19 protein-coding genes and 2 pseudogenes are annotated in these 21,106 nt (G+C 70.9%); 14 read left to right on the top strand and 7 right to left on the bottom strand.

Going from position 1 to position 21,106, the window contains the following annotated elements; genetic code table 11:
- Window positions 1–8: 8 nt before the first annotated feature.
- The 5 genes from H0524_RS17035 to hemB are packed head-to-tail and all read left to right on the top strand — an operon-like array spanning window position 9 to window position 5,685.
- The gene (locus tag H0524_RS17035) at window positions 9–779 is read left to right on the top strand and encodes a redox-sensing transcriptional repressor Rex (RefSeq protein ID WP_018726484.1); all 771 of its coding nucleotides are present in this window, start codon (window positions 9–11) and stop codon (window positions 777–779) included.
- Window positions 776–2,143 (top strand): glutamyl-tRNA reductase, encoded by a 1,368-nt coding sequence (locus tag H0524_RS17030; protein ID WP_180199529.1) that lies wholly within the window; start codon window positions 776–778, stop codon window positions 2,141–2,143. The genes H0524_RS17035 and H0524_RS17030 overlap by 4 nt, the downstream gene beginning before the upstream one ends.
- Window positions 2,143–3,111, top strand: a complete 969-nt coding sequence (gene hemC / locus H0524_RS17025; RefSeq protein WP_180199528.1) for a hydroxymethylbilane synthase — start codon at window positions 2,143–2,145, stop codon at window positions 3,109–3,111. Before H0524_RS17030 ends, hemC begins: the two co-directional genes overlap by 1 nt.
- On the top strand, window positions 3,108–4,688 hold the full coding sequence (locus H0524_RS17020) for a uroporphyrinogen-III synthase (RefSeq protein ID WP_180199527.1): 1,581 nt from the start codon (window positions 3,108–3,110) through the stop codon (window positions 4,686–4,688). Before hemC ends, H0524_RS17020 begins: the two co-directional genes overlap by 4 nt.
- A 13-nt stretch (window positions 4,689–4,701) precedes the next feature.
- The gene (gene hemB / locus H0524_RS17015; RefSeq protein WP_180199526.1) at window positions 4,702–5,685 is read left to right on the top strand and encodes a porphobilinogen synthase; all 984 of its coding nucleotides are present in this window, start codon (window positions 4,702–4,704) and stop codon (window positions 5,683–5,685) included.
- Between the two features lie 120 nt (window positions 5,686–5,805).
- Here the strand turns inward: hemB and H0524_RS17010 are convergent, their stop codons facing one another.
- The 3 genes from H0524_RS17010 to H0524_RS17000 form a co-directional block, all read right to left on the bottom strand.
- Window positions 5,806–9,081 carry a lamin tail domain-containing protein gene (locus tag H0524_RS17010; RefSeq protein WP_180199525.1) on the bottom strand — a complete coding sequence of 1,092 codons (3,276 nt, stop codon included), beginning with the start codon at window positions 9,079–9,081 and terminating at the stop codon, window positions 5,806–5,808.
- A gap of 88 nt (window positions 9,082–9,169) precedes the next feature.
- Window positions 9,170–10,186, bottom strand: coding sequence for an N-acetyltransferase (locus H0524_RS17005; RefSeq protein ID WP_180199545.1), 1,017 nt, complete (start codon window positions 10,184–10,186; stop codon window positions 9,170–9,172).
- A gap of 72 nt (window positions 10,187–10,258) precedes the next feature.
- Window positions 10,259–11,530 carry a lytic murein transglycosylase gene (locus H0524_RS17000; protein WP_180199544.1) on the bottom strand — a complete coding sequence of 424 codons (1,272 nt, stop codon included), beginning with the start codon at window positions 11,528–11,530 and terminating at the stop codon, window positions 10,259–10,261.
- A 56-nt stretch (window positions 11,531–11,586) separates the two neighbouring features.
- Here H0524_RS17000 and H0524_RS16995 point away from each other — a divergent pair, with 56 nt between their 5' ends.
- Together H0524_RS16995 and H0524_RS16990 are read left to right on the top strand one after the other, a co-directional pair.
- Complete coding sequence (locus H0524_RS16995) at window positions 11,587–11,799, top strand: zinc ribbon domain-containing protein (protein WP_026184886.1); 213 nt, start codon at window positions 11,587–11,589, stop codon at window positions 11,797–11,799.
- Window positions 11,800–11,916: 117 nt separating this feature from the next.
- Complete coding sequence (locus H0524_RS16990) at window positions 11,917–14,703, top strand: adenylate/guanylate cyclase domain-containing protein (RefSeq protein ID WP_180199524.1); 2,787 nt, start codon at window positions 11,917–11,919, stop codon at window positions 14,701–14,703.
- Between the two features lie 2 nt (window positions 14,704–14,705).
- On the opposite strand, the gene H0524_RS16985 is transcribed toward H0524_RS16990, so the two are convergent.
- Complete coding sequence (locus tag H0524_RS16985) at window positions 14,706–15,431, bottom strand: methyltransferase domain-containing protein (RefSeq protein ID WP_180199523.1); 726 nt, start codon at window positions 15,429–15,431, stop codon at window positions 14,706–14,708.
- A gap of 219 nt (window positions 15,432–15,650) precedes the next feature.
- Here H0524_RS16985 and H0524_RS16980 point away from each other — a divergent pair, with 219 nt between their 5' ends.
- Both H0524_RS16980 and H0524_RS16975 read left to right on the top strand, forming a co-directional pair.
- The gene (locus H0524_RS16980) at window positions 15,651–16,013 is read left to right on the top strand and encodes a M48 family metallopeptidase (RefSeq protein WP_180199522.1); all 363 of its coding nucleotides are present in this window, start codon (window positions 15,651–15,653) and stop codon (window positions 16,011–16,013) included.
- Window positions 16,014–16,124: 111 nt separating this feature from the next.
- The gene (locus tag H0524_RS16975) at window positions 16,125–16,379 is read left to right on the top strand and encodes a Smr/MutS family protein (RefSeq protein ID WP_018726495.1); all 255 of its coding nucleotides are present in this window, start codon (window positions 16,125–16,127) and stop codon (window positions 16,377–16,379) included.
- Here the strand turns inward: H0524_RS16975 and H0524_RS24960 are convergent.
- Window positions 16,375–16,602 (bottom strand): annotated as a pseudogene (locus tag H0524_RS24960) (flavin reductase); the annotation flags it as partial. The gene H0524_RS16975 and the pseudogene H0524_RS24960 sit on opposite strands and share 5 nt — an antisense overlap.
- A gap of 570 nt (window positions 16,603–17,172) precedes the next feature.
- Window positions 17,173–17,439, bottom strand: a complete 267-nt coding sequence (locus tag H0524_RS16970; protein ID WP_180199521.1) for a hypothetical protein — start codon at window positions 17,437–17,439, stop codon at window positions 17,173–17,175.
- Between the two features lie 115 nt (window positions 17,440–17,554).
- Here H0524_RS16970 and H0524_RS16965 point away from each other — a divergent pair, with 115 nt between their 5' ends.
- The 5 genes and pseudogenes from H0524_RS16965 (at window position 17,555) to H0524_RS16950 (ending at window position 19,756) form a co-directional block, all read left to right on the top strand.
- On the top strand, window positions 17,555–18,343 hold the full coding sequence (locus tag H0524_RS16965) for a GntR family transcriptional regulator (RefSeq protein WP_180199520.1): 789 nt from the start codon (window positions 17,555–17,557) through the stop codon (window positions 18,341–18,343).
- Complete coding sequence (locus tag H0524_RS16960; RefSeq protein WP_180199519.1) at window positions 18,340–18,894, top strand: GNAT family N-acetyltransferase; 555 nt, start codon at window positions 18,340–18,342, stop codon at window positions 18,892–18,894. Before H0524_RS16965 ends, H0524_RS16960 begins: the two co-directional genes overlap by 4 nt.
- 198 nt (window positions 18,895–19,092) lie before the next feature.
- A pseudogene (locus tag H0524_RS25440) lies at window positions 19,093–19,173 on the top strand (hypothetical protein); the annotation flags it as partial.
- An 11-nt stretch (window positions 19,174–19,184) separates the two neighbouring features.
- Window positions 19,185–19,439, top strand: coding sequence for a DUF397 domain-containing protein (locus tag H0524_RS16955; protein WP_255436016.1), 255 nt, complete (start codon window positions 19,185–19,187; stop codon window positions 19,437–19,439).
- Between the two features lie 128 nt (window positions 19,440–19,567).
- Window positions 19,568–19,756, top strand: a complete 189-nt coding sequence (locus H0524_RS16950) for a DUF397 domain-containing protein (RefSeq protein ID WP_180199518.1) — start codon at window positions 19,568–19,570, stop codon at window positions 19,754–19,756.
- A gap of 128 nt (window positions 19,757–19,884) precedes the next feature.
- Here H0524_RS16950 and H0524_RS16945 read toward each other — a convergent pair whose 3' ends face one another.
- Window positions 19,885–20,484: a hypothetical protein gene (locus H0524_RS16945; protein ID WP_255436014.1), complete on the bottom strand. Its 600-nt coding sequence runs from the start codon at window positions 20,482–20,484 to the stop codon at window positions 19,885–19,887.
- Window positions 20,485–21,106 lie beyond the last annotated feature (622 nt).

The raw sequence follows: 21,106 nt of genomic DNA, 5'->3' as shown, positions 1-21,106 counted from the left end.
GGAGTTTCATGAGTCAGCACCGTCCGCCCGGCGCGCCCGAACGCCCGGTCGCCGTGCCGGCGTTGCCGGACCTGCCGGAGGCGACCGTCGCCCGGCTTCCCGAGTACCTCCGCGCCCTGCACAACCTGGCCGAAAACGGTCACGAGACGGTTTCCAGCGAGTGGTTGGCCACGGCCGCGGGAGTCAACTCCGCCAAGCTCCGCAAGGATCTGTCGCACCTTGGTTCCTATGGCACCCGGGGTGTCGGCTACGACGTAGCCCTGCTGATCGATCAGATCGAGTACGTCCTGGGGCTCACTCAGCGCCGGTCGGTCGCCCTGGTCGGGGTGGGTAATCTCGGTCATGCCCTCGCTGGCTACGACGGTTTCGCCACCCGTGGCTTCCGCATCGCCGCGCTCTTCGACGCCGACCCCGTACGGGTCGGTGAGGAGATCAACGGTCTGGTCGTCCGGCATGTGGACGAGCTGTCCCGGGTCGCTACCGAGGAGTCGATCGCGATCGGCGTGATCGCCACCCCGGCCGCCGCCGCGCAGCGGGTCGCCGACCGACTGGTCGCCGGCGGAGTGACCAGCATCCTGAACTTCGCGCCCTGCGTGCTGACCGTGCCGGACGGGGTTGACGTCCGTAAGGTCGACCTCGCCATCGAGCTGCAGATCCTGTCCTTCCACGAGCACCGCAAGGCGTCCCGGACCGCACTCCCCGCCGCCGGCGAGGCCGCCCTCCCCCCATTGCCGGGTAGCCTCGCCGCCACCAACCCCCAGGAGGCGATCGGCACGTGAAACTGCTCGTCGTCGGCGCGTCTTACCGCACCGCCCCGGTCGCTGCCCTGGAGCGACTCGCGGTCGACCCCGCCGACCTTCCCCGTGTCCTGACCCGACTGGTAGCGCAGCCGTACGTGAGTGAGGCGGTGCTTGTCTCCACCTGTAACCGGGTGGAGGTGTACGCCGTCGTCTCCGGTTTCCACGGTGGCCTGGGTGACATCTGCGCTGTCCTGGCCGAGTCGACCGGCTGCCAGCCGGCGGCCCTCGCCGACCACCTGTACGTGCACTTCGACGTCGCGGCGGTCAACCACGTCTTCCGGGTCGTCACCGGGCTGGACTCCATGGTTGTGGGTGAGGCCCAGATCCTCGGCCAGCTCCGCGACGCGTACCACCGGGCAGCTGAGGCCGACACCGTTGACCGTCTGCTGCACGAGCTGATGCAGCAGACGCTCCGGGTGGGGAAGCGGGCCCGCTCCGAGACCGGCATCGACCGGGCCGGGCAGAGCGTCGTCACGGCCGCGCTCGGCCTCGCCACCGAGCTGCTCGACAGTGACCTGGCCGGCCGACCCGCGCTGGTCGTGGGGGCGGGAGCGATGGGCTCGCTGGGCGTGGCCACCCTCACCCGGTTGGGTGCCGGGCCGGTCACCGTGACCAACCGGGGCGCCGACCGGGCCGCCCGGCTGGCCGATTCGTACGGCGGTCGCGCCGCACCGATCGCCGACCTCACCGAGACGCTTTCCACAGTGGATATCGTAGTGGCTGCCACGGCCGCCCCCGAGGCGGTCCTCACCCGCGCGGTGGTGGCTCCGGCACTCGCTGGTCGGGACCCGTCCCGGGGGCCGCTGGTCCTGCTGGACCTGGCTGTCCCGCGGGACGTGGAGCCCGGCGTGGCCGACCTGCCCGGCGTCCGGGTGATCGACATCGACCGGATGGCGGCACTGGTGGCCGACGGCCCCGTCGCCGCCGACGTCGCCGCGGTGGAGCAGATCGTCGCCGCCGAGGTCAACGCCTTCCTCACCTGGCTGCGGGGAGCTGACGTCGCGCCGACCGTGGCCGCCCTGCGGGGCCGTGCTGACGACGTGGTCACGGCCGAGTTGGGCCGGCTCGCCCAGCGTTGTCCGGACCTGACCGACGACCAGCGGGCCGAGGTCGCCCGGACGGTACACCGGGTCGTTCAGCGGCTGCTGCACCAGCCGACCGTACGGGTCCGCCAGCTCGCTGCCGAGCCCGGCGGCGACCAGTACGCGGCGCTGCTGCGTGAGCTCTTCGACCTGGAGGTGCCGCAGACCTCCCCGGTCGGCACCGTCCCCGAAGTGATGGCGCCCGACGTTGACCCCCAACTCGGCGGCGACGCCGATCCGCTCCCCACCGGAGGTGAGTGATGAAGGTCCCCCTACGCCTCGGTACTCGGGGCAGCGCCCTGGCGATGGCCCAGTCCGGGCAGGTCGCAGCGGCCCTCACCGCGGCCACCGGCACCCCGGTGGAGCTGGTCGAGGTGGTGACCACCGGCGACCGCTCTGCGGCCCCGGTGCACCAGCTCGGTGTCGGCGTGTTCGTCTCCGCGCTGCGGGACGCCCTCGCCGCGGGCACCATCGACTTCGCGGTGCACTCGTACAAGGACCTGCCGACCGCGGCGGCCCCCGGCCTGTACGTCGCCGCCGTCCCACCCCGGCAGGACCCCCGGGACGCGCTGGTGGCCACCGGCGGTCGTACCCTCGCCGAGCTGCCGCCCGGCGCCCGGGTCGGCACCGGTGCGTTGCGTCGCATCGCCCAGCTGCACGCGCTCGGGCTTCAGCTCGAGGTCCAGCCGATCCGGGGTAACGTCGGTACCCGGCTGGCGCGGGTGCTCGGGCCGGAGGCCGACCTGGACGCGGTGGTCCTGGCGCGGGCCGGGCTGGCCCGCCTGGATCGCGCCGACACGATCACCGAGACGCTCGACCCGATGCTGATGCTGCCCGCTCCCGCCCAGGGAGCGCTGGCGGTGGAGTGTCGGTCCGACGATTCGGCTCTGGTCGAGCTGCTCGCGGTACTCGACCATGCACCGTCCCGCGCCACGGTCGTCGCGGAGCGGGCGCTGCTCGCCACCCTGGAGGCCGGGTGCAGTGCCCCGGTCGCCGCCCACGCCGAACTCGCCGAAGGCGACGTCGGTGAAGAGATCTACCTGCGCGGGGCGGTGATCAGTCCGGACGGCACTCGTGACCTCCGGCTGTCCCGCACCGGAACGCCCGCCGATGCGGTGGAGATCGGTAAGGCCCTCGCCACTGATCTGCTCGACCTCGGCGCCGACTCGATCCTCGGCCAGCAACGGAACCTTGGCCCGGGGACCCAGCAATTTGGGAGCACAGTATGACCCGCACCCGTAAGCCCGTAGGCCGCATCGCGTTCGTCGGGGCCGGCCCCGGCGATCCGGGCCTGCTGACCCGCCGGGGATACGACGCCCTGGTCAGCGCCGACCAGGTGGTATACGACCGGGGAGTCCCCGAGGCGTTGCTCGACGTCGTCCGCGCCCAGGCGAAGCAGGAGGCTCAGCTGACCCTGGCCGAGGGCGGATCGGGCGACGTGGCGAAGGCCCTGATCTCGGCGGCCCGCTCCGGGCTGAATGCGGTGCACCTGGTCGCCGGTGACCCGTTCGGCCACGAGGCGGTGGTCCGGGAGGTGCAGGCGGTCGCCCGGACCGCCGGCCAGTTCGAGGTGGTCCCGGGCGTCGGCCAGGCCGAGGGAGTGGCGACCTACGCGGGGGTGCCGCTGCCCGGGGTCCGGACGGCGGCCGACGTCGAGGACGTCACCACGCTCGACTTCGAGGCGCTGGCCGCCGCCGTCACCCGGGGGCCGTTGGCCCTCGCGGTGGACGCCGGGGACCTCGCCGCGATCCGGGACGGGTTGCTCGCCGCCGGAGTCGATGACGCGACCGTGGTCGGTGTGACCGGGGACGGCACCGGCGAGACCCAGTACACGACCACGTCAACGGTGGACTCCTTCGTCGCGGCGGCACTCGGGTTCACCGGCCGGGTGGTGCTCACCCTCGGCGAGGGCGTCGACCAGCGGGACAAGCTCAGCTGGTGGGAGAACCGCCCGCTGTACGGCTGGAAGGTGCTCGTCCCGCGGACCAAGGAGCAGGCGGGGGTGATGAGCGCCCGACTGCGCGCGTACGGCGCGATCCCCTGCGAGGTGCCGACCATCGCGGTCGAGCCGCCGCGTACCCCCGCGCAGATGGAGCGGGCGGTCAAGGGACTGGTCGACGGCCGGTACGCCTGGGTGATCTTCACATCGGTGAACGCGGTCCGCGCGGTCTGGGAGAAGTTCGCCGAGCATGGCCTCGACGCCCGGCACTTCGGCGGCGTGAAGATCGCCTGCATCGGCGACGCGACCGCCGACGCGGTGCGCGCCTTCGGGATCCGGCCGGAGTTGGTCCCCGCCGGGGAGCAGTCCTCGGAGGGGCTGCTGGCCGAGTTCTCGCCGCACGACGAGGTGCTCGACCCGGTCGGTCGGGTGCTGTTGCCGCGCGCCGACATCGCCACCGAGACGCTCGCCGCCGGGCTCACCGAGCGCGGCTGGGAGGTTGATGACGTGACCGCCTACCGGACGGTTCGGGCGGCGCCGCCGGCGGCCGAGATCCGCGACGCGATCAAGTCGGGTGGGTTCGACGCGGTGCTCTTCACCTCCTCGTCCACGGTCCGGAATCTGGTTGGCATCGCCGGGAAGCCCCACGCGCGTACCGTTGTTGCGGTTATTGGGCCCAAGACGGCGGAGACGGCTACCGAGTTCGGCCTTCGGGTTGATGTGCAGCCACCGCACGCCTCGGTCCCCGACCTGGTGGAGGCGCTGGCCGGCTACGCCGTCGAGCTGCGCGAGAAGCTCGCCGCGATGCCGGCGAAGCAGCGGCGCGGCTCGAAGGTGCAGGGGCCGACCGCCCTCCGGTTCCGCTGACCCTGGAGGACCCGTGCCGTATCCCGAGCATCGACCCCGGCGGCTGCGTCGCAGCCCGGCCCTGCGGCGGCTGGTCGCCGAGACCCGGGTTGCCCCGGCCGAGCTGGTCGTGCCGCTGTTCGTCAAGGAGGGGTTGACCGAGCCCCGGTCCGTGCCGTCCCTGCCGGGGGTGCTCCAGCACTCCCGGGAGTCGCTGCGCAAGGCGGCGGTCGCGGCGGTCCAGGCCGGGGTTGGCGGGATCATGCTCTTCGGGGTACCGGCTGACCGGGACGAGCTCGGCTCCGGCGGGGCCAAGCCGAACGGCATCCTGAACGCCGCCATCCGGGACGTCGTCTCCGAGGTGGGCGACGCCACCGTGGTGATGAGCGACCTCTGCCTGGACGAGTTCACCTCGCACGGGCACTGCGGTGTGCTGGCGCCCGACGGGTCGGTGGCGAACGACGCCACCCTCGCCGCGTACGCCGAGATGGCGGTGGCGCAGGCGCAGGCCGGGGTGCACGTGGTCGGGCCGTCCGGAATGATGGACGGCCAGGTCGGCGCGGTCCGGCGGGCGTTGGACGCCGCCGGCCACCAGGACGTGACCATCCTCGCCTACGCGGCGAAGTACGCGTCCGCGTTCTTCGGCCCGTTCCGGGACGCGGTGGAGTCGACGCTGGACGGCGACCGTCGGACCTACCAGCAGGATCCGGCGAACCTGCGGGAGTCCCTGCGCGAGGTGGCGCTGGACGTGGCCGAGGGCGCCGACATGGTGATGGTCAAGCCGGCGCTGCCGTACCTCGACGTGGTCGCCGCGGTCCGGGCCGCCGTTGACGTGCCGGTCGCCGCCTACCAGGTCTCCGGCGAGTACGCGATGGTCGAGGCGGCTGCCGCGAACGGCTGGATCGACCGCGAGCAGACGATGCTGGAGACGCTCACCTCGATCCGTCGGGCCGGAGCGCAGCTCATCCTCACCTACTGGGCGGTCGAGGCCGCGCAGCTGCTGCGTCAGCGCTGCTGACGCCGCCGCGCCCGGCCGGCCCGCCGCCGGCAGCCGGGCCCGCAGCACCGCAACGGCCCGCCGGCCCGGTCGAGTACCGGGCCGGCGGGCCGTGACGCTTCCAAGGTCGCCGGTGGGCGGTCAGTCGTCGTTGACGATGGTTCCGGTGCCGAACCGATCGGCGATCTGGAGCCCCGGGCCCCCCACCACCAGCAGCGTCAACCTCTCGTCGGTCTCTCGTTGCCGGTCGCCGTACACCGACACCGGGAAGGTCAGCGTCGTCTGGCCCGCCGGCAGCGTCTGGCAACCGGCGTACGACCGGTAGTCAACGCCCGGCCGTGCGCTTCGGCCCAGGGTCAGGGCGCAGACCAGGGTCGGCTCGGAGCGGGGACGCGAGACGGTGACGGTGAAGGCCAGCTCGCTGCGGCCCCGATCGCCCTCGACCACCGAGGCGTCGGCGACGGTCAGGGTCGCGCGGGACCGGAACCGGGCCACCTGCGGGTCGTGGTCGCTGGCGCCGCGCGAGCCGTCCCCCGCGTACTCCGCCGGCCAGTCGGCGTTGATGTGCGCGGCCCGCATCTGCACCAGATCAGCGTGGAGCGCCGCGGTGACGAAGAGGTGGTCCAGCGTCTGGGCCTGGCCGGCGAAGCTGTACGAGTAGGCGGACGACGGCGCGTCGGCGAGCAGATCATCCCAGAGGTTGCGCAGCCCCGCCTCGTACAGGGGAGCGAGCTGGTCCGACGGGGTTGGGTCCGCGGCAGTCGCGATCGGATCGTCGGGACGGGGGAAGACGTTCAGGTCCCCACCGAACACCACTCGGGCGTCCGGGTCCGCCGCCGTGACCGCGGAGACGATCGCCGCGCCGTACGCGGCCTGCTCCCGGCGCTGTCCCACCCGGCGGTCGGGGCCGGACGAGTAGTGGTTGCTGGCCGCCCAGAGCGTCAGCCGTTCTCCCGAACCGGGGGCGGCTTCGATGGTGAACCGGCCGAGCTGCGGCGCGCGGGTGAAGACGTTGTCGCCGTCCTTGCCGGTGCTGGTGTCCACGTCGGGCGGCAGGACCGCGTTGAGCGCCTTGGGGTTCTGCACGTCGGCGTTGGACGGCAGCCCGGGCGCGCGGTACTCGACGGTCGGTGCGGCGCCGAGCAGCGGATCGTCGGCGGTCGCCGCGGCCAGCGCGACCCGGTCGGTGCGGTAGAGGAAGGCCGAGGTGATGCCCCGGTTGTCGGCGCCGCTGCGGTCGTAGGCGGCCGCGTAGGCCGGGCCACCGTTGTCGGCGATGGTCAGCGCGAGCTCCTGGAGCGAGTCCGGAGCGCCATCGGCGTCGTCGGTGTCACCGCAGGCCAGCGTGCCGCCGTCCACCACACAGATGTCCTGGTCCTCGGTCTCCTGGACCAGGATCAGGTCGGGGGAGTGCAGGTCGTTGGTGATCTGGTCGGCGAGCGCGGCGAGTTGGTCCCGGTACTCCTGCTCGCTGCCCGGCACGTAGTCGAACGGCGGTCGTACGCCGGTGCAGCCGTCGTTTCCGGCGAAGTCGCAGCCGTCGAAGGGGTCGTCGCGGAAGTCGTAGAGGTTCTCCACGTTGTACGCGGCGACCGCGTACTCCGTCGACCGCTGGGCCGGCTGCGGCGGGTGGTTCGTCGCCGGGTCGGTTCCGGCCGCGAACGCCGCGGACTCGACCTGAACGCCGTACTTCTGGAACGAGTAGTAGAGGCCGCCCACCGCGTCGGCGGTCAGCGTGTCGAAGGTGCGTGCCGGTGCGAGCAGGGTGGTGTTGTCGCCGCTGGCGGCCTTGACGCCCAGGCTGCCCAGCATGATCCGCTGGCCGTTGCCGTCGTCGAAGAGCCGGGTGGGGTCGTTGTCCAGCGGGTGGGCGTCGCGGAACACCCGGCGGGTGTCCGGGTCGCTCCGGTCCAGGAGCGGGTCATCCCGGTCGACCAGCCAGGTCTCGGCGTCGGCGCTGGAGGCGAAGACGGTGCGCCCGCTCACGGTCTGGCTGTCCGCGCGAACCCGCAGCCGGGCCCCCTCGTGCCGTTCCCAGAAGCGCTGCGCGTCGGCCAGGTCGGCCGGGGGTACCGCGTCGGTCACCGCGACCACCCGGTCCATGTCCAGCCCGGTGGAGATCCGCCGGACCAGCGAGGCGCTGGAGAGCTGCGTCATGTGGTAGTACTCGGAGACCCGGGCGTGGAGCACCACCTCGTCGCCGACGGTCGGCACGTAACCGCCGATGAGCGAGGTGTTCGAGCCCATGAAGACGAAGATGCCGTCGGAGCTGGTGGGGTCGCCGTCGGTCGCGTCGGCGCGGCTCTGGAGGAAGAACCCGTGCTGGTCCCGGCCAGCGGAGTCGCGGGCCAGGGTGCGCTGGGTGACCACTCCGCGGACGTCGTACCGCGCGCTGCTGGAACCATTGCCGCTGGCCGGCGCGAGCGGCGAGCGGTCGGTGTCACCCTCCTCGGCGTCGGTGGTCGGGCCCTGCACCTCGCCGACCGTCAGCTCCCGGGTGGCCTGCACCGGCAGCGTGCAGGTCGCGGTGCTGCCGTCGGTGTCGGTCGCTGTCAGGACCACCGAGTACGCCCCGGCGGCCAGGTCGGCGCTCGCGCTGACGGTGGCCCGGGCGGTGCCACCGACCGCTCCGGCCGGGGTGAACGCCGTCCGGCTGATCGTGCCGGTGGCCGGTGTCGGGGTGACTGACGTGACCGCCAGGTCGACGATCTCATCGTCCGGGTCGGTCGCGGTGACCTCCCGGGACGCCGCGGTGCCCGCCGGCGTGACCAGGGGGTCGCCGCAGGTGATCGTGGCGGGGGTGTCCCCTGGATCACCGCCGAGGCGGTGCGCGCCGAGCCCGTCCACCGTGTCGGTGTCGAAGCCGGCCCACTCGGTGGCCGGGTCGAAGCTGTCGCCGGGGTCGGTGTCACCGGAGGCGATGCTGCCCAGCCGGCGGAGGGTGTGGTTGGCGGTGCTGGTCAGGCCGGTGCCCCATCCGCTGCCCGGATCAACGCCCACCTGGCCGATCGCGTCGAGCACGGTGCTGTCGCGGCGCAGCACGACCGCGTCGTCGCCGTTGAAGAGTCCGGCACCGGTGACCTGGTCGGCCTGGGCGAGGATCGCCGCGTTCGCCGAGGAGTGGGCGAAGACGAAGACGTCTCCCGCCGCAACCGTGCCGGTCAGGGTGAAGGTGGACGGCGTGGTGGAGCCGTTGAAGTAGAGCAGCAGTTGATAGCCGCCGGTGGCGAGGTCGACCGGGGCGCCGGTGCCGTTGAAGAGCTCGATCGCCTTGTTGTTGGACGAGCCTTCGACGTACTCGGAGATGAACAGGTCGGTTGGGGCGGCGCTGGCGGCGTGGGGCGTGACCCCGACGGCCGCGAGGCTCGCGGTAACGGTGACGGTGGCGAAGACGGCGAGTGCGCTACGCGGGCGCATGGAGCCTCCACGGTGGGTGGATGGGAACGAGCGAAGGGTAGAGGGTGCGCCCTACCTCGCTCTATCCCCTGAAGGTCCCGATGGTGAACTATTGGTGCGTGGCGTCGCGCTGGTGCACCAACTCGGCCACGTCAACGCTGTACTCGTACCACTCCCGGTCGGGGCGGTAGCCCAGCTCGGCATTGACCTTCAGCATCGCCTCGTTGTCCTGCGCGTTCCAGGTCTGCACCTCGGTGAGCGTCGGCTCGGCCGAGCGTAGCTCCAACAGCATCCGGGCCTTCGTCGCCCGGTCGATGTCGTGCCCGCGGTGCGCCGGTACGACGATCGTGTCGTACTGGTCGGCCCGGGTCGGATGCTGCGCCGGCACCACCACCTCGGTCAGGCCGGCCACCTCCCCGGTCTGCTTGTGCAGCGCGAGGACGATGTACGGGGTCATCCCCCGTCGGTGCAGGCAGTCGAGGCTGTCCCGGAGCCGCTGCGGGTCGTAGGAGCTGGGGCGGAGCTCGCCCTCCTCGACATCGCGCGCCTCCGCCTTGGCCCGCGCGTACGCGTCGATGAGCTGGTCGGGCAGCCCACCGGGGTGGAACTGGATCTCGTACCCCGGGCTGATCCCGTCGGCGGTCCTGCCCAACTCCGCCCAGTCCACTCCGACCAGGTCGAGCACGCTGCGGGTTTCGACAAACTCTCGGGTGAAACCGAGCGTCTGAAAGAAGGCAACGGCCGGGGTGTCGCCGACCACCTCCACGCCGATCGTCTGAAACCCCTCCTGGTAGACCCGGCGGGCAGCGGCCAGGACCAACTCGCGGCCGAGGCCGCTGCGGCGGGCCGACGGGTGCACCAGCACCTCGAGCACGCCGATGCTGCCGAGCAGCAGCACGTTGACCATCCCCGGGATGGCCACCCCGCCGGGCTCGACCGGGTTGGCCTCGGCCACCCAGGCGATTCGTCGTTCGCCCGGCATCATCTCGGTCAGATACTCCCGCAGGAAGCTCCCCTGCCAGGGCGGGTCCTGCGGCAGATCGGCGGCGAGGACCGCGTTCAACGTGTCCAGCAGGGACACCATCTCGGCGGACGACGCGGCCTTAAGGTCCCATTCGCGCATCATCACCCGTCTAGCTTGCCGCCTACCGCTGCTCGGGGGAAGTAGGGGAATCCCCGGAAACGTGGATGATCAACGTCAGCTCCGGCTTGCCTGCCCGTACTGGTTGGCCTTGTCGAAGACGTCCTGAGCGTACTGCCGTACGTTGTTGTACGACAGGATGGAATTCCACCAGTCGGCGGCGATGGTCAGATTCCGGCCGCCCTTGCACAGGTAGTTGGCGGCGGCCAGGGCGGCGTCGTCGATGTCGTGTGGGTCCTTGCGGCCATCGTTGTCCGCGTCAGCGCCGATCTCCTCCCAGGTCGTTGGAATGAACTGCATCGGCCCGATCGCCCGGTCGTAGGTGGTGTCCTGGTCCAGCGTGCCTTGGTCGGTGTCGCGGATCAGCATCCGCCCGCCCTGCCCGTCCAGTGGCAGGCCGATGATCTCCGGGGCCGCCCGCCCATCCGCGCCGAGCCGGGCGTTGTTGGCCTGCCCGTGCGCCGACTCGACGTGCCCGATCGCGGCGAGCGTGGTCCAGCTCAGGCCACAGCTGGGGGTGGTCTGGGCGAGGACCAGCTCGGCGTAGCCGTATGCCTGTAACGCGACCGGTGCGATGTCGACCTTCGCGCCGGTCTGGGCTGCCCAACTCGTGAGCGTGTCGGCGGGTCGGCCGAGGTTGGGGGGTGGAGCGGTCAACGTGGCGTCGGCGGGGGGCAGGGCACCGGCGGATGGCAGTCCGTCCGGCGCGGAGTCCGTCGCACCGGCGGTGGTGGCAGCGTTGTCCCGGCCGGAGGGCACCACGGCGGGCAACAGCAGAGCGCCGGCCGCCACGGTCGCCGCGACCAGGAGCAGCAGGAAACCGCCAGGGAGCGTGAGCTGGCCGCTGGGACGGCGCGACCAGCGGTGGATCGATCGGGCTGCGCCGACCGCCAGTCGGGTGGGCGAGACCCGGATGGCGTGCGCGAAGGGGATTCGGCGGCGCCGGGTGGTCGCGGCCCGCGCCGGCTCCGTCGGTTCGCTGGCACTGGGCGGCTCGTTCTCGTTGGTCGGGTCGGTGTCGGTGTCGGTGTCGGTGTCGGTGTCGGTGTCGGTGTCGGTGTCGGTGTCGGTGGGGCTGGGCGGCTCGTTCTTGTTGGCGGGGTCGGCGTCGGGGTGGGAGGGCGCGTGGGAACCTGTCGCCGTACCGGTGGGGTCGACCCGCGTCAGCTCTGCGTCCGGGTCCGTCGGCGGTTGCCGCCACGGTCGGCGCGGCCGGGGCACCGGCCCGGGCCGTCGACCGGCGGTCACGCCGGATCCACTCGATGCTCCCCCGTCCGGTGCGGCCGGACGCAGGGGCGGGATGGTCTGGTTCTCCTCGCCGTCCACCACCCGTTGAGTATTACCCATGTTCGGTTGGTCGTCCGGAGCGGTCGTAGGCTGGAAGCATGCCCCGGTACGAGTTTCGTTGCCGCGTCTGCGGCGGCACCTTCGAGGTCAATCGACCCATGGCCCAGGCCGCCGAGCCGGCCCGCTGCCCGCAGGGGCACGACGAGACGGTCAAACTCCTGTCCACAGTCGCGACAATCGGCCGTAGCGGATCGGGCGGGACCGCTCCCAGCGCAGGTGGGGGATGCTGCGGTGGGGGCTGCGGCTGCTAAACCGGTTCGATTCGTCAACGTCTCATCCGCGCTTGCCGACGTCGGCGCGGAGTGGCACGTTGGAGCAAGAACCGGGCCGTCATTCTTGCGATATGTGACGGGCTGGGTTCAGGCAGCATGAACCAGACGTCCTGGGCGGAGGTTCCACGCATGTCGCCACGGATCCACCTCCCGACCGGGTGGGTGACCTTCGTCTTCACCGACATTGAGGGCTCCACCCGGCTGGCCCAACTGCTCGGGCCGGACTACCGGCCAGTGCTGCGGGAACACCGGCGCCTGCTGCGCCGGACCATCGTCGCCACCAAGGGGGCGGAGTTGCTCACCGAGGGCGACTCGTTCTTCCTGGCCTTTGCCGACGCGTCCGCCGCGCTGACCGCCTGCCTGGCCGCCCAACGCGCCCTGACCAGCCACGACTGGCCAACCCCGGACGCCACCCCGCGGGTGCGGATGGGGCTGCACACCGGGTGGGCGGAGCCCCGCGACGGCGAGTACGTGAGTGCGGAGGTGCACCGGGCCGCTCGGATCGCCGCCGCCGCGCACGGTGGACAGGTGCTCTGCTCCGCGGCTACCGTGCGGCACGCCCACCCGTTGCCCGGCGGCACCTCCCTAGTCGACCTGGGCCTGCACCGACTGCGTGGCTTCGACGACCGGGAACGGCTCTTCCAGCTGACCGCCACAGGTCTGGAGCGGCAGTTCCCGCGTCCGCGTACCGCGGACGCGGTGGCGCACAACCTGCCCACCCCGATCACCTCGTTCGTTGGCCGGCAGGCCGAGTGGGCCGAGCTGCGCCGGTTGGTGGAGAGCTACCGCCTGGTCACGGTGGTCGGCGCGGGGGGATCCGGCAAGACCCGGCTGGCGGTGGAGCTCGCCGCCGACCTGGTCGAGTCCCATCCGGACGGTGTCTGGTTCGTTGACCTCGCCACGGTGGCAGAGCCGGGCCTGGTGGCGTACGCGGTCGCCGCCGGGCTTGGCCTCCGTCCGGAGCCGGGCCGCTCAATGGTGGACACCCTGGTGGAGTACGCCGCTGCCCGCCGGATGCTGATGCTGCTGGACACCGGGGACGCCCAGCTGTCGGCGTCCGCCAAGGTGATCTCCCAGTTGCTCGCCGGTGGGGTGGGGGTGCGGGTGCTCGCGACCAGCCGGGAGTCGTTCGGACTTCCCGGCGAGGTGGTGTGGCGCATTCCTCCACTCTCGGTCGACCCGCCGGTGGCCGGAGCGGAGAGCGACGCGGTTGCCCTGCTGCTCGACCGCGCCACGGCGGCGCGGGGCGGCCGGCGGCCCGACCCGGCGGAGTGGGTGGACCTGCGTCGGGTCGTACGGCGGTTGGATGGCCTGCCGCTCGCCATCGAACTGGCCGCTGCCCGGCTGCGGGTGCTCTCGGTCGGGCAACTCGCCGACCGTCTCGACGACGTTCTGGGTGCGCTCGACGCCGGCCGGGGTGATTCCGAGAGCGGGCTGGCCGTGCGGCATTACAGCATGCGGGCGAACCTTCGCTGGTCGTACCAGCAGCTGGGCCCGGGGGCGGCCCGGCTGCTGCGCTGGCTGGCGGTGTTCGCCGGGCCGGTGGATCTGGCGGCGGTGGAGTGGTTGTTGGGCGGCGACCAGCTCGATCCGCTGTCGGTGCTGGTGGAGAAGTCGATGGTGGTGGCCGAGCCGGAGGCCGGTGGCAGCACCTATCGGTTACTCGACCCGATTCGCGCCTACGCGGCTGGCCGGTTGGTGGCGGCGGGTGAGGAGCAGGCGGCGCGGAATCGACACGTGGCCTGGTCCGCACACGCGTTACAGCGGTTGGGCTTGGGGACGGACGGCCGGCCGGTAACGCTCTCGCTGCACGCGTTCGACCCGCTCGCCGGGGAGCTGCGGGCCGCGCTTCGGTGGTGCACGACGGGCGGTAGCGCCCGGGCGGGGCTCGCGCTCGTCGTCGGGATGGACCAGTGGTGGCGGGAGCGGGGCCTGGCCGGGAAGGGCCGGCTCTGGTTGTCCCGGCTGTACGACCGGAGCGTCGAGACCGATGAGCACATCCCGGACGTGGAGCTGGCGGCGGCGCAGCACACGCATTCCTTGCATGCGGGGGCGGACGGCGACTTCGGCGCGGAGCTGCGCCTGTCGCAGCGGGCGGAGACGGTGGCCCGCCGGGCCGGCGACGCCGGACTGCTGGCCCGGGTGCTGGCCAGCCGGGCGGCTCCCCTGGTCGACCTGGGGCAGTTCGCCGAGGCGGAACAGGTGTGCCGGGAGGTCATCGACTGGGCGCAGCGGCAGGACGTGGTGGAGGACGCCCTCTTCGCCGTCCTCAGCCTGGCGGAGCTGCTGTGGCGTCGGGGTGCGTTGGACGAGGCGGCGGAGCTGCTCGGCGCGGCCCGCCCGGTCGAGGCGGGACGCCCGGTGGAACGGGGCCGCCGGACGGTGGACATGCTGCTCGGCCTGGTGGCGCTCGCCCGGGGCGACCTGATCGCCGCGCACGAGCATCTGTTGGCCTCGCTGCGGTCCCGGATGGCGCACGGCTTCCACCGCCGTGCCTGCGACACCATGCAGGCGATCGCGGTGCGCTGTGCCGCGGGGGGCGATCCGTTGACCGCCGCCCGTCTCTTCGGCGCGGCGCAGGCGCGGGGGGCCGCCCTGGGCGCGGCGCCGGGCATCAACGGCGACTACCTTGCGCGGTGGCAGGCGCAGGTGCGGGCGGCGCTGGGCGATGTCAGCTTCGACCGGACGTACGGCGAGGGCGCGGGGTTGGGCATTCGGGAGGCGGCGGCGGTTGCCCTCGGCGTCGAACACCCGGACCTGGCCGCTGATTCGACCCGTTTCGCCGCTGGCGTTGCCCCAGCCGCGCTCACCAGCCCCTTGGAGCGGCCACTGCACGCCCCGAGCACGCCGGATCCCAGCCGGGTCGGTCCCGAGCCCGACTGAGCTCAGGCGAAGAAGCGGGCCAGGTGGGCCTGGGTGGGGGCGGGCGCACCGTGCGGTAGGAGGGTCAGGTCGGCGAAGACGCTGGCCCCGTCACAGCCGGCGTGCAGGGGGTACCAGCGCGGCGCGTCCGGCGGGCGTTGCAGGCAGATGCCCTTGATGGTCTGGATGTCGAGCAGCCGTACGTGGGTGGGGTCGGCGACCGCGTTGACATGCCCCCACCAGGGACTCATGACGTGCAGGACGCCACCGGGTCGGAGCACCCGGTGCGCCTCGTCCACCAACGGCAGGAAGTCGATCAAATGCTCCAGGATGTGGACGGCGAAGAAGACGTCCACCGAGTTGTCGGCCAGGGGCAGGGTGCGCGACAGGTCGGCTACCGCGTCCACCCCGACCGCGGGGAAGATGTCCAGGCCCAGGTTGTCCGGCCACTGCTTGGTCCCCCCGCAGCCCAGGTCCACCACGACCGGATCCCGGGCCCCGACCCGGACCCGGGCCCAGACGGCCAGGACCCCCGCGAGCCGGCCGACCTGATCCCGTACCAGGCGTAGGTCATCCGGCTCGTCGACCTCCCCGGTCAGGTGGGCTACTCCCCGGTCGAATTCCACCCCGACGGCGAGATCCCGCAGCCGGCTGTCGTGCCGCACCTGGTCTGCCCAGGCCTCGGCGAGGAACTCGTCAACCGCCCGCAGCCGTTGGGCTGAGGGCGGGTTCACTGGCAGCGCGACCATGGCCCACCTCCGGCCGCCCGTTACCCGGAAACCCGCCCAATATGCCCCCTGTCTCGGCGGGCGGAGGCCGGCCATGGGTCGCTTCGGGTTCCCGCCCTCGGCCGGTGAACCTATCCTCGACCGGTAGGCCGGCTGGCTGCCGCCGGTGTTGCGCGGAGTGCCCGCGCCGTGCCGGTGCCGGTGCCGGGGTGCCGACACGACATGAGGGGGTGGGGTCGGATGGATCTGCTGGCCGAGTATCGACGGGCGACCCGGTACTTCGAAGCTGGGGACCCGTCCGAAGCGGCTCGGCTGCTCGAGCCCGTCCTCGCGGCCGAGCCCGGCAACACCGCCGTGCGCCAACTGCTGGCCCGGGCGTACTTCTCCTCGGCGCAGCTCCGCCGAGCCGAGGAGCAGCTACGCGAGCTGGTGGATCGGGACCCGAGTGACCACTACGCCCACCACGTGTTGGGCCGGACACTGGAGCGGCTGAATCGGCCGGTCGACGCGCTGCGGCATCTGCGGATCGCGGCGGCGATGCACCACGGCAACGCCGACTATCAGGCGGCGTTGCGCCGGGTGCAGGCCCGGGTCGGTCGCTGACCCTCAGTCGTCCGGCTACTGCGCGCCGACGCCGATCACCGGGCGTCCGGTCGCCCGCCCCGCCACCTACGATGGTGCTGGCAACGGAATCGACCCGGTGGAGGCCCGGCGGTGAAGCTGAAGCTGGACCTACACGACATCTACAACCGGGGCACCGACATCGACCGGGCCCTGCGCGCAATCATGGACGAGGCGGTGGCGAAGAAGGCCACCCTGGTGGAGATCATCCCAGGCAAGGGGTCCGGCCAGCTCAAGAAGCGGGTGCTGCGGTTCCTTGATCAGAAGGACGTCAAGGCGCTCTATCACCGGGTGGAGAAGGACTCGAAGAATTTCGGCCGGGTCTTCGTGCACTTCCGCTGGAAGTAGGGTGTTCGGGTCCCGCCCGCCAGCACCAGTTGACAAACCTCTCCCTGAGGTCCGGCCTGGTGCCGTTGAGTCGGGATAGCTGATCAGTTGCCTCGGCCAGGAGCTTGCCTTGGTGGGCCAGCAGGGCTGACCTCCTGCCGCGATACTCCGCCAGCAACGCGAGCCGCGCGGGCTGGCAGGGCCAGTCGGCGCCGCAGGCCCGGCACCGCCAGAGCGGGCGCATGGGCTCGTGTGCCTTTCTCACCACGGCCGGCTCCCGCGCGTGTGGTGGTCACGTAGGCAGCGCTTGAGGTCGCCACACCGGGGGCACCAACTGCCCGAACGGCTTTTGGTCACCAGGCCCAGGATCACGCCAACGGCGAGCCCAACGACTGCGACAGTAGCAACGACAACCATCGACGTCCCCTCAGTCTCGCCTGTCGGCGCTCTGGGCGGGCGGCTGGTGCGCGGTCACCAGCGGCCTCCGTTGGCTCGCCACTGCTGGGCCGGGGTGAGCCAGCCGACGCGGCCTACCTGGGGGTTGGCGACGGTGGGTTGGGTCATCCACGCCGGCAGATTGACCGGCCTAGCGCGCTGCGCCAACGCAGGGTTGTGAGATTTGTTAGCGCAGCGCGCCGGTGTCGGCGGGTTACCCCTTCGACGGCGGAACCAGCGAATTCGCATTGGGTCTCCTTGATGATGTTGGAGGGGTAGCCCCCCCAGTTCCAATGAAGTGGGCGGTCCGACAGTGCATCCGGACTGATGGGCGTAGGGCTGTCGCTTCGCGGAGGGGTGGAACGAACCTGAGCCCGGTCTACATTCGGGCTTGCGCCCGCAAGAACTCCGTCACGCGAGCGGCCGACTCAACAGCCTGTTCGACTGCGGTGCGCAACGGGGAGTACGTCAGATTTCTCAGATCCCGCGCGCTGTCGGCCTGGTCAAGGCCAGCCAGCAATACAGCGGCGTTGGCGAGTACGCGGTTAACGCCTTCCATCTCCCGGGAGAGCTCTCCCGCCTGGAGGTTGGCCGGCGTGACCTGCCTACCCTCACCGTCCATGCCTGCTCCCTCGGTGACGATCACCCGACGAACTGTAACGTTGGTTTCATACCAACGATTTCAGCACTGTGGAGCGCAGTCAAGCCCATCCGGCTCAGCCGGTTAAATTGGTTGGGACCAAACCAGGAGGGTGGGGAGCGTGGCGAAACCCAAGTACCGTCAGATCGCAGACGACTTCCGAGCGCGCATCGTCTCCGGAGATCTTGAGGTGGGCGATTGGCTCCCGACCGAGGCCCGACTTCAGGAGCAGTACGGCGTTTCGCGCAACACGGTCCGTGACGCCACCGCGCTGCTCGTCAATGAGGGGCTGATCGAGCGGCTGCCGGGACGCACCGGCGGTATGCGGGTCCGCGAGAAGGTTACGCTGATCTTCCACGCGCACCGCGCGGAGATGCCCAGCCCATGGGCCGAGACGGACGCGTGGCGCTCGGAGGTGAAGCAGCAGGGATACGAGGCGGCACAGGAGTTCCGGCTGACCATCGAGGTTCTGCCGCCGGACCTGGCCAGGCGTCTCCAGGTGGAATCCGAGTCCGCCGCAGCGCTGCGCCGATGCGTCCGTTACGTCAACGGCGAGCCATCCTCGGTGCAGGACACCTACTACCCCATGGACTTGGTCGAGGCGGTACCGGAGTTGCTGTCGCCCCGGGACATCCCGCAGGGCACCACCAGGCTGTTGTCCGAGCGCGGATACCCGCAGGTGGCCTACTACGACGAGTACGCCGCGCGGATGCCCACGCCGGAGGAGGCCACGCTGCTACGGCTACTACCTGGCACGCCGGTGCTGCACTACATCCGCACTGGATACACCGCTGACCGGCCAATCCGTGTGTCCGTCACCCCGTTTGCCGGCGACCGAAACCGGATCGTCAGTACTCACGGCGACGCCGACACCATCGCGCATTTCCGACCGGAAGAAGCACACGAATGATCATCACCCCTGCCCGGCTGAGCGATGTCGACGTCATCATGAGCTGGCGACGCGAACGCGTGGCATGGCTTGCCGGACAAGGTGAGGAGCAGTGGTCGATCCCCCTACCACGGTCCGCCGTGGCATCGACCGTCTCAGCCGGACAGACATGGGTGGTCTGGGACGGTGATACTCCCATGGCCACGATCACCCTGTCCGCGTACGTGGACGTAGACGGCCTATGGAAGCCGGATCGGAACCCCGAGGCGCTGTGGTATCCGGAGGACGACCCCGCCGACGCGCTGTATGCCGCGAAAATGATGATCCCGCTGATCCACTCGGGCGACCACCTAGGCGGCGAAATGCTGGACTGGGCAGGTGGTCGGGCCTACGACGCCGGCCTGACGTGGCTACGATTGGACGCCTGGACAACCAACCTGCGGCTACACGACTACTACCGCAAGCAGGGATTCCGCCATGTCCGCACGATTTCCTCGCGAGTGTCGGGGGCCTGCTTCGAGCGGCCAGCCCAGCCCTACGAAAACGGCAAGCTCAAGACGGAGGACGCCTAACGGAGTTTTCGCACTCCCACGAGGGCACGCTGCCTGGCGGCAGTCCAAGCCCCCGGTTCGCGGCACCGGGGGCCTATGTCGGCCAGCATGGCATCGATCGTGCTGGCGCCTGACGCGACTCTTCGAGCTCCGCCGCATACCTACAAAGGTCACCGATCTCGCCCGGTATGAAGCGATCTTCGGGTACGTCCTCCGCCAATCCGTTCCGATTCTGGAGTTTCAGCCACGACCCATCCCCGCAACTACCGTAAAAGCACCCGATCCGGTGGCTCCGGCGGGAACTGTGTCGAATGGGCGCACACAGGGCAGATGGTCTATATCGCGACAGCAAAGACCCGGCTGGGCCGGAGCTGGCCACCACCTACTCCGAGTGGGAAGACCTCATCCATGCGGTGGGGAAGGGCCATGAGCCTCCATGGGTCACCCAGCTACCGAGCGGTGTCCACGTCTACAAGGACGGGCAGGAGCTGCGGTTCACGTCGGCAGAGTGGATGGCTTTCCGTGAAGGTATCAATGATGGAGAATGCATGCCGGTGGGCGTGTAGGTCTGGTGGCTCGTGGTGCCGGCGGTATCGCGAGCACGTCGTGGGCGATTAGCTCGCTGTGCGCCTCGGCCCGGGTCTACCCCGTACATCTAAGAAGATGATTAAAACGGCATTGGAGGACATGGGCGGTGACTGACCTGATGGGCGCCATCTGGCGCAAGAGCAGCCGCAGTGGGGGCAACGGTGGACAATGCGTGGAGGTGGCCGACAACCTCTCCGGCGTCGTCGGCGTTCGCGACAGCAAGGACCCCGCCGGGCCGGCTCTGGTGTTCGGTCCGGAGGCGTGGCGGGCGTTCGTGCAGCACACGCGGCGCTGACAAGCAAGCAACTAGGGCCCCCGGAGCGTCAACCCGGGGGGCTTAACCGGGGTACGTGCTGACAGATGTCGAACTCTTCACCCTCGAAGGCGCTGATGCAGAAGGCCATGCCCAATCCCTGTCAGGGCCTAAGAGCAGATGCGGTGGACCGCCCAGGCTTGGGCGGCCTCCGCCAGTTGCCTTCGGTGGGGGACTGGGTTTTCGCGTAGACGTTGCTCCCACAGGTCCGCGAGAGCGGACACGAAGATTCCGACTGCTTCTGGGTGCGCCTGCTTCCAGGGCGGGATCTGATCTGCCCAGGACTCGGCTTCTGCTGGCGTGTGGCCTGCCCGGATGAGTCGGACGATCATCAAAGCCGCATCGATCCACGCCGCACCCCTGATGGGCATGGACCAGTCAACGAGACGTACCACGCCCAGACCGACAAGGAAGTTCAGCGGCGTGACATCGGTGTGGCAGAGGGTATCGCCGTCAACGAGGTGGGGGGCGATTCTGCCCTGCCATCGGACGGTGGCGGGCTGGACGCGAACTGGCGGGCAGGGCGTCAGCGCATGGGACAGCCCGGTCAGAGCATCGGCGATAGCCGGCAGGTCGTCCGAGCCGGGCGATAGGTCCGGGTGCCGGCCCTCCGCGTGGTCGAATCCGAGGGCCAGCCAGCCCTCGGATTCGATGACCCACCGTAGTCGCGGTGCCGTGTCAGGGAGCCATGGATTGACGCGTGCTTCCATGCGATGCATCCGGGACATGGGGTGAGTGGTCCGGATGGCCTTGCAGAACACCGGCCCACAGTCGGCGCTCAGAGTGGCGGCGATCTCCGAGGTGGCGCCGGTTGTGGCGGAGCGTGTCGCCCGGACCAGGCCGATGTGCGACTCGATGCCACGTCGTACCGAGGTGGGCAGATCGCTCCAGTGGTGGTCGGGCATCCCGCTCCCGTGCTGACTGCGGTGGCTTGGGTTCCTTGGAGCGTAGGCCGTCGCAGTCAGCACGGGGCGTGTGCGATCAGCGTGTCGGCTAGGCCCGTTTCGCAGGCCGCTCGCGCCGCCGAATCTGGGCCGGATGGCCCGCCGCCGCGCCTCTGGTGGTCGACACGCTTATGCAGAGGTGCCGAAGATGCGGACGACTGAGGCAGTCGAGGGACTGGCGGCAGCGCAGCGATCTGGAACAGTGCCGGAGTGGCCGAACACCAGGAACTCAGCTTTACCGACTTTCGGCGGCGGCAGGATGTCACGCCGCTGCTCAGGCAGGACCTAATCGACTGCTGGGTGGAGGTGACCAACGCGGGTGGGGCCGCTGGCTTCCCATTCCCGCCGGTGACGGCCGTCGAGGTCGCGGCGGCCACCGACGCCATAC

Origin of the sequence: Salinispora sp. H7-4, from assembly GCF_013416675.1 — a bacterium.
GTDB lineage: Bacteria > Actinomycetota > Actinomycetes > Mycobacteriales > Micromonosporaceae > Micromonospora > Micromonospora vitiensis.
The sequence above is the reverse complement of the archived record's forward strand: the minus strand, read 5'-3'. Positions and strand labels throughout refer to the sequence as shown.

Bases quoted from the DNA above. Each gene is read 5' to 3' on its own strand.
- H0524_RS17010 (WP_180199525.1), bottom strand. From the start codon at position 9,081: ATGCGCCCGCGTAGCGCACTCGCCGTCTTCGCCACCGTCACCGTTACC.
- H0524_RS16960 (WP_180199519.1), top strand. From the start codon at position 18,340: ATGATCATCACCCCTGCCCGGCTGAGCGATGTCGACGTCATCATGAGC.
- H0524_RS16990 (WP_180199524.1), top strand. From the start codon at position 11,917: ATGAACCAGACGTCCTGGGCGGAGGTTCCACGCATGTCGCCACGGATC.
- H0524_RS17020 (WP_180199527.1), top strand. From the start codon at position 3,108: ATGACCCGCACCCGTAAGCCCGTAGGCCGCATCGCGTTCGTCGGGGCC.
- H0524_RS16995 (WP_026184886.1), top strand. From the start codon at position 11,587: ATGCCCCGGTACGAGTTTCGTTGCCGCGTCTGCGGCGGCACCTTCGAG.
- H0524_RS16985 (WP_180199523.1), bottom strand. From the start codon at position 15,431: ATGGTCGCGCTGCCAGTGAACCCGCCCTCAGCCCAACGGCTGCGGGCG.
- H0524_RS16945 (WP_255436014.1), bottom strand. From the start codon at position 20,484: ATGGAAGCACGCGTCAATCCATGGCTCCCTGACACGGCACCGCGACTA.
- H0524_RS16955 (WP_255436016.1), top strand. From the start codon at position 19,185: ATGGGCGCACACAGGGCAGATGGTCTATATCGCGACAGCAAAGACCCG.
- H0524_RS16980 (WP_180199522.1), top strand. From the start codon at position 15,651: ATGGATCTGCTGGCCGAGTATCGACGGGCGACCCGGTACTTCGAAGCT.
- H0524_RS17035 (WP_018726484.1), top strand. From the start codon at position 9: ATGAGTCAGCACCGTCCGCCCGGCGCGCCCGAACGCCCGGTCGCCGTG.
- hemC (WP_180199528.1), top strand. From the start codon at position 2,143: ATGAAGGTCCCCCTACGCCTCGGTACTCGGGGCAGCGCCCTGGCGATG.
- H0524_RS17005 (WP_180199545.1), bottom strand. From the start codon at position 10,186: ATGATGCGCGAATGGGACCTTAAGGCCGCGTCGTCCGCCGAGATGGTG.